At 29.1% G+C, this 13912-nt stretch carries 14 protein-coding genes; 1 reads left to right on the plus strand and 13 read right to left on the minus strand.

What is annotated here, in order from left to right:
- Positions 1–6 precede the first annotated feature (6 nt).
- The 7 genes from pth to purR form a co-directional block, all read right to left on the minus strand.
- Positions 7–567, minus strand: coding sequence for an aminoacyl-tRNA hydrolase (gene pth, locus VN21_RS01215; RefSeq protein ID WP_046821658.1), 561 nt, complete (start codon positions 565–567; stop codon positions 7–9).
- A 50-nt stretch (positions 568–617) separates the two neighbouring features.
- Positions 618–1088, minus strand: coding sequence for a prepilin peptidase (locus VN21_RS01220; protein ID WP_161794361.1), 471 nt, complete (start codon positions 1086–1088; stop codon positions 618–620).
- Positions 1089–1267: 179 nt separating this feature from the next.
- Positions 1268–2329, minus strand: a complete 1062-nt coding sequence (locus VN21_RS01225; RefSeq protein WP_046821660.1) for a type IV pilus twitching motility protein PilT — start codon at positions 2327–2329, stop codon at positions 1268–1270.
- A gap of 187 nt (positions 2330–2516) precedes the next feature.
- Positions 2517–3467 (minus strand): ribose-phosphate diphosphokinase, encoded by a 951-nt coding sequence (locus VN21_RS01230; protein WP_046821661.1) that lies wholly within the window; start codon positions 3465–3467, stop codon positions 2517–2519.
- Between the two features lie 94 nt (positions 3468–3561).
- Positions 3562–4929 (minus strand): bifunctional UDP-N-acetylglucosamine diphosphorylase/glucosamine-1-phosphate N-acetyltransferase GlmU, encoded by a 1368-nt coding sequence (glmU, locus tag VN21_RS01235; protein ID WP_046821662.1) that lies wholly within the window; start codon positions 4927–4929, stop codon positions 3562–3564.
- 209 nt (positions 4930–5138) lie between these two features.
- The gene (spoVG, locus tag VN21_RS01240; RefSeq protein ID WP_021430398.1) at positions 5139–5417 is read right to left on the minus strand and encodes a septation regulator SpoVG; all 279 of its coding nucleotides are present in this window, start codon (positions 5415–5417) and stop codon (positions 5139–5141) included.
- Positions 5418–5593: 176 nt separating this feature from the next.
- Positions 5594–6478, minus strand: a complete 885-nt coding sequence (purR, locus tag VN21_RS01245; RefSeq protein WP_046821663.1) for a pur operon repressor — start codon at positions 6476–6478, stop codon at positions 5594–5596.
- A gap of 224 nt (positions 6479–6702) precedes the next feature.
- On the opposite strand from purR, the gene murC reads away from it, so the two are divergent.
- Entirely contained in the window at positions 6703–8055 is a 1353-nt protein-coding gene (gene murC, locus VN21_RS01250) for a UDP-N-acetylmuramate--L-alanine ligase (protein ID WP_046821664.1), read from the plus strand.
- Positions 8056–8082: 27 nt separating this feature from the next.
- Here the strand turns inward: murC and VN21_RS01255 are convergent, their stop codons facing one another.
- The 6 genes from VN21_RS01255 to rnmV all read right to left on the minus strand — a co-directional run bounded on the left by VN21_RS01255 (position 8083) and on the right by rnmV (position 13886).
- A complete protein-coding gene (locus VN21_RS01255) occupies positions 8083–8877 on the minus strand; it encodes a hypothetical protein (protein ID WP_046821665.1) in 795 nt (264 codons plus the stop codon).
- 108 nt (positions 8878–8985) lie between these two features.
- A complete protein-coding gene (locus tag VN21_RS01260; RefSeq protein WP_046821666.1) occupies positions 8986–9882 on the minus strand; it encodes a cation diffusion facilitator family transporter in 897 nt (298 codons plus the stop codon).
- A 184-nt stretch (positions 9883–10066) separates the two neighbouring features.
- Complete coding sequence (locus VN21_RS01265; RefSeq protein ID WP_046821667.1) at positions 10067–11182, minus strand: M20/M25/M40 family metallo-hydrolase; 1116 nt, start codon at positions 11180–11182, stop codon at positions 10067–10069.
- Positions 11183–11275: 93 nt separating this feature from the next.
- Positions 11276–12388, minus strand: a complete 1113-nt coding sequence (locus VN21_RS01270) for a hypothetical protein (protein WP_046821668.1) — start codon at positions 12386–12388, stop codon at positions 11276–11278.
- A gap of 70 nt (positions 12389–12458) precedes the next feature.
- On the minus strand, positions 12459–13328 hold the full coding sequence (gene rsmA, locus VN21_RS01275; RefSeq protein ID WP_046821669.1) for a 16S rRNA (adenine(1518)-N(6)/adenine(1519)-N(6))-dimethyltransferase RsmA: 870 nt from the start codon (positions 13326–13328) through the stop codon (positions 12459–12461).
- A 27-nt stretch (positions 13329–13355) separates the two neighbouring features.
- Positions 13356–13886 (minus strand): ribonuclease M5, encoded by a 531-nt coding sequence (gene rnmV, locus VN21_RS01280; protein WP_021430389.1) that lies wholly within the window; start codon positions 13884–13886, stop codon positions 13356–13358.
- Positions 13887–13912 lie beyond the last annotated feature (26 nt).

Raw genomic sequence — 13912 nt, forward strand, 5'->3', positions numbered from 1 at the left:
TATAACCTAACCATTATATTTATTCATTGCTAAATCTATATTTTCTCTAATCATACAATCTACGGATTTAGCTGCTTTCTCTAAGCCATCTTGAATATCTTCTGACTCTTCTTTTCTAAATCTAGATAACACAAAATCTGCTAAGTCCTGTCCTTGTCTTGGCTTTGATACTCCAACTCTAATTCTTGGAAATTCATTACTACCTAAGCATTTTAATATAGATCTCATTCCATTATGAGTTCCGCCACTACCTTTTTTTCTTATTCTTATTTTCCCAACATCTAAGTCTATATCATCGTATATAACAACTATATTTTTTAAATCTACTTTATAGTAATTATATATATCAATTAAAGTTTCTCCACTTAAATTCATGTAAGTTTGTGGTTTTACCAATAAAACTTTTTCAGCTCCTACTCTACCTTCACCTATAAAGGCCTTATGTTTTATTTTCGTTACGCTTATGCCATATTCCTTTGCCAAAATATCTATAACATTAAATCCAACGTTATGTCTTGTATTTTCATATTGTTTTCCTGGGTTTCCTAATCCTACTATTACATACATTTTCATTCCTCCTTATATCTTGTTTCAATTTAAACCTTACTTTAAAATTTTCATATCAGTAACATGCTGTTTTGTTCTAAAAATATCACAGCCAATGTACCTAAAGAAATCCATGGTGCAAGAGGAACATACGATCCTACACGCTTCTTTTTCGTAATCAACATATACATACCATATATACCCCCAATTACAAAAGATATAGGTATTATATATATGCACTTTTCTATTCCTATACAAAAACAGCACAAAGCATAGACTCCTATATCTCCTGAGCCTACACCTTTCGTTATTTTTACCACTATATACGGAATCATAAATCCAAATATCAATCCCATCAAATGATCTATTATTATTCCTCTTGTTATCAATATAATAAATCCTTGAACTATTATACCACTAATCGTAGTTATATCGTATATATACATTGTATAATAGTCCACTATAGATATCACTATTAAAAAATCTATTAGTATTGAGTACATTATAAATTCTTTACTTAATCCTAGTTTCACGTATAACATATAGATAATTATAGGTATTATAACATATAAAAAGATTTTAATTTTATTATCTTTTAAGTCAATTTTAAAGACCTCATCTAAAAAAAATATTATTATTTGTACCATTAATAAACTCATTAATATTATTTTCATCATAATTTAAGTACTAATAGCAGGATATTTTAATTATTAACATCTTGCTAAAATTCTAATCCAATTAATCGTTTCGTATATTCTAAATCTATACATCTATTTATTACACTTTCTTTTGAAATTTTCCTTCCTTTAAATAAATTTACTAAATCTTGATCCATAAGCTGCATACCATTTTTAGATCCAGTCTGTATAATATTTGAAATCTGATGGGTTTTTGAATCTCTTATTAAATTTTTTATAGCAGGTGTAGATACCATTACCTCCGTAGCTACAACCATACCTTCATTATTTATATCAGGTATAAGTTGTTGTGAAATTATACCCTCACATACACTCGATAGTTGCGTCCTAATTTGATTTTGTTGATTAGCTTGAAACATATCTATGATCCTATCTATTGTTTGAGCTGCTCCAATAGTGTGTAATGTGGAAAAAACCAAATGCCCAGTTTCTGCTGCTATTAAAGCTGTAGCTAATGTTTCTTCATCTCTAATCTCTCCTATAAGGATAACATCTGGATCTTGTCTAAGAACTGATTTTAATCCAGAACTAAAATTGCTTGTATCTTTGCCTATTTCTCTTTGAGATATAATACTATTTTTTCTATTGTGAATATATTCTATTGGATCTTCTAAAGTTATTATATGTTTTTGAAAATTTTCATTAATACAATCTAATATACTTGCTAATGTTGTACTTTTACCACTTCCCGTTGGACCTGTAACTAAAACCATTCCATTTTCTTTTCTTACAAACTCTTTTGCAACATCAGGCAGTCCTAATGTTTCAATACTAGGAATTTTAGAATTTATTACTCTTGCAGCAATAGCGTAACTATCTTGTTGTTTATATATATTCACTCTAAATCTATACAAATTCTTTATTGAGATAGAAAAATCATATTCTCCTAATTCTTTGACCTCGTTGAGTTTTTGGGCCCCTATTAATTCATTAACCATTTTTTCAGTATCCGACTTGCTTAATAATTCATTTGAAATTTTTATAAACTTTCCATTCACTCTAGCTATCGGTTCGCATTTATAATTTATATGTACATCTGAGGCTCCTAAATCACTAGCGTTTACTAAAATATCAAATATATCCATAATATATACCTCCTACGATTTATTTGCATCCCTTTTAAGATTATTTCTCTATTGAGTTCAGATATACAAATATTTTCCTAGGAAATATATGAAAATTATATTAAACTTTAAAATATTATATTAAGATTGAAGTAAAAAAAGAGCTCATTTATAAATAAATGAACTCTTTTTTTATTTGATTCTCATATTAAAATAATTGACTTACTGATTCATTAGCAAATATTTTCTTTATTGCATCTCCAAATAAAGAAGCTACACTTTTCACTTTTATCTTGTCAATTTTCTTTCCTTCAGGAAGTTGTATAGTATCAAGTACTATTAACTCACTTATAGCTGAATTCTCTATTCTTTCTATAGCTGGACCTGATAAAACTCCGTGTGTACAACATGCATATACATCTTTTGCCCCAAATTCTTTAAGAGCATTAGCTGCATTAACTATTGTACCTGCTGTATCTATCATGTCATCTAATAATATAACATTCTTACCTTTAACCTCACCGATTATATTCATAACCTCACATACATTCGCTTTTGGTCTTCTCTTATCTATTATTGCTATTGGAACATCTCCGTTTAAAGTATTAGCAAATTTTCTAGATCTTGTAACACTTCCTAGATCTGGAGAAACTACTACTAAGTCTTCTATTTCTTTTGTGTTGAAATAGTCAGCTAATATTGTTCCACCTTGTAAGTGATCTAATGGTATATCAAAATATCCTTGTATTTGTGCTGCATGTAAATCCATAGTTAAAACTCTATCTGCTCCTGCTGCAGTTATTAAGTTTGCAACTAATTTAGCTGTAATTGGATCTCTAGCCTTAGCCTTTCTGTCTTGTCTTGCGTATCCATAGTATGGTATAACAGCAGTTACTCTACCTGCAGATGCTCTTCTTAATGCATCTATCATTATTAATAGCTCCATTAAGTTATCATTTACTGGGCTATTAGTTGATTGTATTACGAAAACATCACAACCTCTTACTGTTTCACTTATATTTACAGATATTTCTCCATCGCTAAATGTCCCAACTTCGCATTTCGCCATTGGTACACCTATGTAATCAGCTACTTTTTGAGCCAACTCTTTCGACGCATTTCCTGCAAGTATTTTAATTTCGCTTCCGCTAGTATTCATAATTACCTCCCGAAAATTTTGTTAAAGAAAATATTATATTTAAACGCAGGTATAGACTAGGCTATATCTGCGTTATAGCCTTATTTATATCAATTTATTTCTTAAGGTTCTTCTTTTCTACCCAACCTTCTTTTATAACTTGTCTTTCTCTAGCTATTGCTAATGCTCCTTGTGGAACATCATCTGTTATAGTAGATCCTGTAGCGATATATCCATTTTCTTCTACTACAACTGGAGCTACTAAATTAGAGTTTGATCCTATAAAGGCTCCATCTTTTACAACTGACTTAAATTTATTTTTACCATCATAGTTTACAAATACTGTTCCGCAACCTATGTTAACATTTTTTCCTACATGAGCATCTCCTATGTAAGCTAAGTGAGATGCCTTAGAATTATCTTCTATTGTAGCATTTTTAACTTCTACGAAATCGCCTACTTTTACATTATTACCTATATTGCTCTTAGGTCTTAAGTATGCATAAGGTCCAACTGTAGTATTATTACCAACTTTACTATCTATTATCGTAGAATTTTCTACCTCTGTTTCATCACCTATAGTTGAATTAGATATAGAACTGTTCATTCCAATTTTACAATTACTTCCTATTTTTGTATTTCCTTTTAGCATTGCTCCTGGATATACAATTGTATCATTTCCTATTTCTACATCCGCTTCTATATATGTGCTATTTATATCTATTATAGTTACACCATTTACCATGTGCATAGTGTTTATTCTTCTTCTCATTATTTCTTCAGCTTTAGATAGCTCAACTCTTGAATTTACACCCATTAGTTCTTCTATTGTAGCTCCATTAAATGCTCCTACTTTAAGATTATTATCTCTCATTATTTCTACTGTATCAGTTAAATAATATTCTCCTTGAGCATTATTATTATCTATTTTAGAAAGAGCATATTTTAAACTTTTTCCATTAAAACAATAAATTCCTGAATTTATCTCATTTACTAGTTTTTCTTCTTCGTTAGCATCTTTTTGTTCAACTATTTTTAATAAGTCTTGATTTTCATCTCTTATTATTCTTCCATATCCTGTTGGATTTTCTACTTTAGTAGTTAATACAGTAGCATGATATTCATTATCTAAGTGATATTTGAATAGATTTTCTAATGTATCTGAATTTACTAGAGGAGTATCCCCACATAAAACAACTATAGTGTCATTCTCTGATATGTGCTCATTTGCCATCATAACAGCATGACCTGTTCCTAATTGCTCTGTTTGCATAGCTATTTTAGTGTCAGTAGGTAATACATCTTGAACTACCTGACTTCCGTGACCTAAAATCGCAACAATTTCATTAACCCCTGACTTTTTAGATACATTGACAACGTGGTTTACCATCTCTTTTCCACATACCTTGTGAACTACCTTTGGCAAACTTGATTTCATTCTTGTTCCTTTTCCTGCCGCAAGGATTATTGCCTTAAAATTCATAAACCCACTCCATTTCAATCTTTTTTAATTTTAAATAAATCTATATATGATGTGTAAATATTTTATTTTGTATACAATTTCCTAATTCTATTAACTAATATACCATTTTTGAAGTAAAAAGTACATATTATTCAAATAAAAAAGAGCCTAAGATTCGGCTCTTTAAGAAATATATTCGAAAATATATCTTATTTTAGTTCTTCTTTTTACTATTCAGCAGCTACTTCTAATTGAGAAATTGCTTCTTGATATGCTTTTAAAACTTCTTCTTCTAACATTTGTCTCATTTCAGCATTTATAGGGTGAGCTATATCTCTGAAGTTTCCTTCACCTATTTTTCTACTTGGCATAGCTATAAATAATCCATTGTGCCCCTCTATAACCTTTATATCGTGTACCACAAATAAATTATCGAAAGTTAATGAAACTATACACTTCATTTTCCCCTCATCAGTTAATTTTCTTACTCTAACGTCAGTGATTTTCATTTTACTAATATCCCCCTTTTAGTTTTGACACATTTAATTTGAACATTAAAAAATCTTTTTTTATTTATAATATATTAATTCTATCAAACTGCTAAATTTCCTCTATTATTTCAGAAAAATTTTTTTATTTTTTTACCTTTTTTTTATTTGATAGAAATTTACCCTTAAAATTTGTATTATTCTTCTAATTTATCATTTTCACTTTGTTCTTCTACAGTTTCTCCCACTTCATCTGTAGACCAATACTCTTCCCTAAAAGTTTGTAAGTTAGGTTTAACGCTTACAACTTCATTATTAACTACATCAATTTCTATTAAAGATATATAATCTTCTACCATTTTTTGAGTTGGATTAGTAGTAGATATGAATACTCCCTTTCCTATAACTTCTGCTCCAAACTCATTCATAAGTTGCATCATACCTTTTATAGTTCCTCCGCCCCTCATAAAGTCGTCTATTAATATAACTTTGCTTGCAGGTTTAACAGCCTTTCTTGGTAAACTCATACTTTCTACCTTAGAACTGTTTCCACTTACATATGTCATACTAAGTGTCGGACCTTCTGATACTTTAGTGTCTTTTCTTATTATCACTAAAGGTAGATTCATAGCTTTTGCTGTCATTAATGCCATAGGTATTCCTTTTGTCTCCATAGTAACAACATAATCAGCTTGTGAATAATCTATATTTGATGCAAATATTTTACCAATCTTAGACGCTATTCTAGGATCGTATATTAAATCTATAAGGTATAAAAACCCTCCAGAAAGAATTCTAGATTGATCTTTTATTTCTTCACATAGGTTTAATAAAAATTCTTCATTTTCTGATTTTGATGTTTTTGGAATATATTTAACTCCACCAGCGGCTCCTGATATAGTTATTACTTGTCCTAGTTCTAGTTTTTCAAAAACATTTTTAACAACTATTAAGTCTTCACTTATAGTAGATTTAGCCGAATTAAATTTTGATGTAAAATAACTTAAAGTAAATATTTTATTAGGATTATCTGACAGTATTTTAACTATCGCTCCTATACGCTCCGTTCTTTTAAACTTCATATATAATACCTCCTGTACCTGAAACCTATGTATTTAAACTTGTTAATGCATATTTTTTTCCAATATGTTATAATATTTGTTATGTTTTATTTGAAATTTAATATATTAATGTATAGAAATATTTTATAATTTTAGTTTGCTTAAAATATTGAACATTATACTATTATATCACAAACATAGTTCTTATTGTAGAACTTTTAATTTATTAGAAAGGTGGTTTCAATATGAACATATTCTTTATAGGTGTTGGCGGTATAAGCATGAGTGCACTAGCTAAAATATGCCTAAATAAAGGTTATAATGTTTTCGGTTCAGATTCTACAGATTCATATCTATTAGATGATTTGCGTTCTCAGGGAGCAACAATATATGTTGGCCATAAAAAAGAACATATAACTGATAATATAGATATGGTAGTGTATACTGCTGCTGTTAAATCTGACAATGAAGAATTAATCGCTGCTAAAGAAAAAAATAAATTAACAATAAATAGAGCTGCATTTTTAGGTCAAATAATGAGGGAGTATCAAAATGCTATAGCAATATCTGGTACTCATGGGAAAACATCAACAACTTCGATGTTATCTGCAATTTTTGAATACGCGAATCTTGATCCTACAATATTAGTTGGAGGAAACCTTAGTATTATAGGTGGAAATGTTAAAATAGGTAAATCTGAAAACTTCATAACTGAAGCTTGTGAGTATGTTGACAGTTTCCTAAACTTCAACCCTAAAATTTCAGTAGTACTTAATATAGAAGAAGATCATTTAGATTACTTCTCTGGAATAGATGAGATAAAGGCATCTTTTAATAAGTTTGGTAAATTACTACCTTATGATGGATACTTTATAATCAATGGAGATGATGAAAATACTAAAGATATACTTCATGAAATAAAAGCTACTGTTATAAAATACGGTCAAAATGAAGGAAATAATGCTTTAATAAAAGATGTTAGATTTGATGAAAATGGATACGGAATATTCAACATTAACTATAATGGAAACAATTTAGGAGAATTCAAACTTTCTGTTCCTGGTGTTCACAATATATATAATGCTACTGGTGCTATAATAGCAGCTTTAGTTTCTGGTGTAGAATTAGAGACTATAAGAAAAAATATTGCATTATATGGAGGAGTAGGAAGAAGATTTGAAGTTAAAGGTAAATATAAAAATGCTTTAGTTGTAGATGACTACGCTCATCATCCAACAGAATTAAAAGCAACTTTATCTGCTGCTAAGAAAATTAAAAAGAATAAATTATGGTGTATATTCCAACCTCATACTTATACAAGAACTAAGTCTTTATTAAACGAATTTTCAGATGCATTCTACGCTGCTGATAAAGTTATAATAACAGATATATACGCTGCTCGTGAAAAAGATCCTGGAGATATCCATTCTAAAGATTTAGTAGATAAGTTATATCAAAATAATGTTGATGTAATCTACCTAAGTGAGTTTGAAGATATCGCTAATTATCTCGCTGAAAATGTAGTTGAAGATGATTTAGTTATAACTGCAGGAGCTGGTACAGTTTACAAAATCGGTGAAATGCTTCTTAATAAATAAAAAAACTAGGGTTAAGCCCTAGTTTTTTTATTTGTTTCCAATCTTAAATATATCATTTTTTAAATATTCATATAATCCATTATGAACTTCATAATATGCAGTTGCTTTATCTGATGTTATTTTAACATAATCATTACCCATTGTTTCTAATGTAGTAGAGTAACCATCACCATGAATTTTAATAGTAAAGTTATATTCACTTCTTTCTTTACTCTTTTCTGGTTGAATTTTTCCAACTAATCTCTTTACAGATATTTTATAAGCTAAATCATCATATTTCCATTTCCACGGTTTTTTCACTTCATCTTTGTATATTATTTCTACACTATCCCAAGTTTTATATTTCTTTACAGAATCTATAGATGTATATATACTTTCTTGAAGCAACTTGTCAAATGCTTGTTTTTCTGATACTGGAATTTTATAAAACTCCTCTTTATTTACTGTATAAATTCTAAAGTAATCTAAGTCTGTAGAAAATCTAATTCCATTGTCCATGTAAGCTTCATATTTACTTTCGTAATTACTAGGCTTTCTAACTTCTTTAAATTTTGTAGAGAAAAACTTTATTTGATCCCAGTAATCTTTTTCTATCCTTACATCCTTTAATTTATCATCTGAAATATACACAGTATCAGTCTCTTTCATTTGAGAAATTAAAGTTTTATTATCGGATTCTGTACTTTTATCTTGAACTTTAACAGGTTCACTACTTTCTTGTTGTTTTGAGAAATAAATATATGTACCTGCATATACAACGAAAAAAACAATAATCCCTATAAGTATGATTACACGTTTTTTTATTTTTCTTTTCTTTGCCATAAAAGCTCCCCCCTATATAATTACGATTTTATTATACTATAAAATTCACAAACTAAAAAGCACTACAATTTAATCATAGTGCTTTTTTATTACTTTTAAAATTTTTTATTATTTTTTACATGAATTTCCTGGGCAATTTATACATGGTTCTACATGAACTGTTATTCCTTTGACAAACTGCATGTCTTTTATTATCCTTTTTTCTAATTTCGTGGCGATTTCATGCCCTTCATATACAGTTAAATCTCTATTTACACATATAGTTAAATCCACATATGCAGTTGCACCATGTTTTCTTGTTCTAATTTCACCTAAGTTGATTACACCCTCTGTTCCTTCAGCTATGCTTATAATTTGTTTTTCTTCTTCTGTATCAATAGAATAGTCCATAAGTTCATTTGCTGAATTTTTCAATATATCAAATCCAACCTTTGCAACAAATAAAGCAACTACTATAGAAGCAATAGGATCTAATGCTTTAAATCCTAACATAGCTCCTCCTATACCTATAAATGCTGCTATAGATGAAAGAGAATCTGATCTATGATGCCATGCATCTGCTTTTAATGATGGTGAATTTATTTTTTGAGCTATTTTTATTGTTATTCTATATTGATACTCTTTTATAGCTATTGATATAACAGATACTACTAATGGTAAAACTGTGGGGATTTTAACACTATTTAAATTAAATAATGATTTTAATGCATCAAATCCTATTTTTACAGATACCACTATTAATAATATAGAAAGTAAAAAAGATACCAATGTCTCAGCTTTTTCATGTCCATAATTGTGATTTTCATCATTGGGAGCATTAGCTATTTTGTTTCCTATTAAAACTCCTACCGAGCTAATAATATCAGATGCTGAATGTAGTCCATCTGCAACCATAGCGTTAGATTTACCTACCATACCTGCAAATATTTTTATAAAAGTTAAAATAACATTCCATACTATAGATTTTATTGTTACCTTATTTGCTTCATCATACCTTGTTTCCACTTAATTTTCCTCCTTTTAATACTATCTTTTATTTTACTATCCATTTTTATTCACATTTAAACTTATATTAAATATTAAGTGCAATAAATTATAGTTATAATTCAATATTAATTATCATTTATCTTTAAAATGAAAAATCACCCAACAAATGTTGGGCGATCTTTATATTATATCATATATTTGATTAAGCTTCTTTAATTATTTCTAATACTGCTCTTGAAGAATTTATTATATCTTCTATAGCTATATATTCTTCTAATGTATGAGCATTTTTCATACCTATTCCTAAGTTTACAGCTTTTACGCCATTTCCATTTAATACGTTAGTGTCACTTCCTCCACCTGTTGCTGCTGTATAAGCTTCTATTCCTAAGTTAGAGAATGCTTTTTTAGCAAGTTCTACTATTTCTTCATTATCATCCATTTTGAATGGTGCATAACATCTAGTTACTTTAGCTGTTACTTCTGCTCCCATAGCTTCTCCTGCTTTTTTAAATTCTTCTACCATATGGTTAGTTTGAGCTTCTAATTTACCTACTTCTAAACTTCTAGCTTCTGCAACTATTTCAAGTTCTGGCATAACTATGTTAGTAGCTATTCCTCCATTAACTATACCTATATTTGCAGTAGTTTCTTCATCTATTCTTAATAACTTCATATTTTCTATAGCCTTAGAAGCTACCATTATAGCACTTACTCCATTTTCTGGTTGTAATCCTGCATGTGCTGGCTTACCTTTTATAGTTATTTCTATTTTATCTTGAGCCGGAGCTTTTGTTATTATTTCTCCTGGAGATCCACCGCTATCTAAAACGAATGCAAAATCTGGGCTTACTTTAGAATAATCTAAGTATTGAGCTCCAAATAATCCACCTTCTTCCCATATAGAGAATACTACTTCTATATCAGCGTGGTCTATATTGTTTTCTTGTATAACTCTTAAAGCTTCTAATATAGCTGCTATACCAGCTTTATCGTCAGAACCTAAAACTGTAGTTCCATCACTTTTTATTATTCCAGTAGCTTCATCTATTATAGGTTTTATTCCTTCTCCTGGGCTAACTGTATCCATGTGAGAACTGAATAAAATAGTTTTACCTTCTCTGTTTCCTTTTAATTTAGCTATTACGTTTCCTGTTTCTCCTCCAACTTTTGTTCCAGCTTCATCTATGCAAACTTCGCATCCTATAGCTTCTAACTTTTCTACTAAAGCCTTTGCAACTTTGCCTTCTTTAGCTGAAGGACTATCTATTTTTACTAATTCAATGAATTCGTCTATTAATCTTTGTTTGTTTATCATCTTAAATCTCCTCCTTGGTATATGTGATATATACATTGTAATTTATATTGGTAGTTTTTTCAAGAGAAAACGATATTTTAAAACTAGTGCCAATTATTTTACAATTTTTCTAGTTCTAGAATCTACAAGACATATCCAGTATCCTAATTTATCACTTCTGTCATCGCAAGGCTTATACATATCAAATCCTGTATGTCCTTGATCAGGCTGTTCATTTTTATTACCTGGAATTGCATATATATAATTTTTACGTTTATTATATTCATCATATTCAACACCAAATAAATAGTGTCTATATCTATAAGCTTGTAAAACTATATCACTATACATAGTATAATTTAGAGTATTTACATATCCTAAATAAGGCATTGTATAACCACACATAGTCATTGGTGTTATTTCTATTTTCCACCATCTAGTATTATCAAAGCTTTCATTTACAAATGGTTTCACTTCTTTAAACATTTTTAATCCTTTTTTTATTTGTCTAGGCATTAATAAGTTTCTTATTTTAGTTGTTTCAACTTCTTCATATTCTATATTTTCATTTACCTGTTTTATATCTTCAACTTGTTTGCTATATTTATTTTGTTTTTGTTTCTGACTTTGATTTTGATTTCTATTATTGTTATTAGGAACATATTCTTGTTTAGGCTCTGTGTATTCATCTTCTATCTCTTCTTCTTGATCACCTTCTTCTACTTCTATATACTCTAAATATTCATATTCATATTCGCTATCTTCATCTTCTACATCAATATACTCAACTTCTTCGTATTCATATTCATCATCTTCTATTTCTTCATATTCTCCATATTCTTCATTTTCAGCAAATATTAGTTCTTCATAATTTTCTAATTTACTTCCTTTAAAACCTATTAAAGGAATACTTTTTTCGTATGTTAAAGCTATGGATTTAATATTTGAAGTATTTTCATCTAAACTTAAAGCAAATTCCCCTTTTCCTTGCTCGCTTAAAACTATATTTCCTAAATCTACAGTGTTATAATCTTCTAATATCGCAACTACTTTATATCCTTCTCTAACATATTTTAAGTTTTCTACATAAAGAGCAACTAGTGATTTATCTTCTGTCACTTCAACTTTTGCAAAAGCTTTAGGTAAAACTCTGTCTTTATATCTGAAATTCATATCCTTGGCTTCTAAAATTATATAATCTCTTTTATATCTCTTTTTAGTACTCAAAGTTATCCCCCCTATAAAAAATATAAATCCCTCTAAACATTATATGTTTGGACATGCAAAAAAGTACCTTCTATTTAGAAGGTACTTTTTTATTTACACAGTTTGCAAGATTTGCAAATTCTTCGATAGATAGAGTTTCACCTCTTCTTTTCTCATCTATATTTGCTTCTTGTAAAACTTCTCTTATTTCATCTTTATCTAAGAACCCTAAAGTTCCTAGTGCATTTAGTAATGTTTTTCTTCTTTGGCCAAATGCTGCTTTTACAGTTTTAAAGAATATTTCTTCGCTGTCTACTTTGTATTTTTTCTCTTCTCTTACATGAAGACCTATTACTGTTGAATCAACATTTGGTTGAGGTATAAACATATGTCTAGGTGCTTTTGCTACAATTTCTGTATCACAATAATATTGAACTGCTATAGATAATGCTCCATAATCTTTAGTTCCAGGACCTGCATTCATTCTATCTGCAACTTCTTTTTGAACCATAACTACTATATCTGTTACAGGTATATCTTCTTCTAAAAACTTCATTACTATTGGAGTTGTAATATAATATGGAAGATTTGCAACAAGCTTAACTGTCCCTCCACTTAATTTTTCATTTACTAATCCTTGTACATCTACTTTTAATATATCTTGGTTTACAACCTCTATATTTTCAAATTCATCTAAAGTATCTTTAAGTATCGGAATTAAAGTTTTATCTATTTCTATAGCAACCACTTTATCTGCAACTTTTCCCATTTCACGAGTAAGAGTTCCTATTCCCGGTCCTACCTCTATTATTTTGTCACCTTCAGAAAGTCTGGCTCCATCTAATATTTTATCTATTACATTATCATCTATTAAAAAGTTTTGTCCTAATGACTTAGAAAACTTAAATCCATGTTTATCTACTACTTCTTTGGTTTTTCTATGTGACGAAAGTCTATCCATATTTTTCTCCTTTTACCTATCTAGTTTTTATAGAGTCTCTAAAGATTTTTCAAATTCTTCTCTACTAACTCCATAATTATTTAGTCTATTTAAAAATTGTTTTGCATTTCCGTATCCTATACCAAGTATCATTCCTAGCTTATCTCTTCTATGCGATGCATCATCACTTCCTATAAGCCCATTTCTTATTAAGTCTACTTGTCCGAATTCATCTCTTTTATCTGTACTTTCAGTTCTTACCTTCTCAAGAGCTCTTCTTATACTTTCTGGAGTTGCATTTTCAATACCTATGTCTCCATTTTTTTTAGCTTCTTCTCTTGGTAAAAATGCATGTTTACATCCTGGAACTTCTGCAGCTATCTTCTTTCTTATTTTTTCACCAGCAAAATCTGGATCAGTAAATATTATTACTCCTCTTCTTTCTTGTGCAGCTTTTATTCTTTCCATAACTCCCTTAGGAAATCCAAATCCACCTGTAGTTATTAATTCTGCATCTAATGCTCTTTTTACAGCAGTTACATCGTCTCTTCCTTCTACTACTATTATTTCCTTTATCATCTAATCACCTTTTCGCTCATTTTACT

The organism is Paraclostridium benzoelyticum (genome assembly GCF_001006285.1).
GTDB classification, from domain to species: domain Bacteria; phylum Bacillota; class Clostridia; order Peptostreptococcales; family Peptostreptococcaceae; genus Paraclostridium; species Paraclostridium benzoelyticum.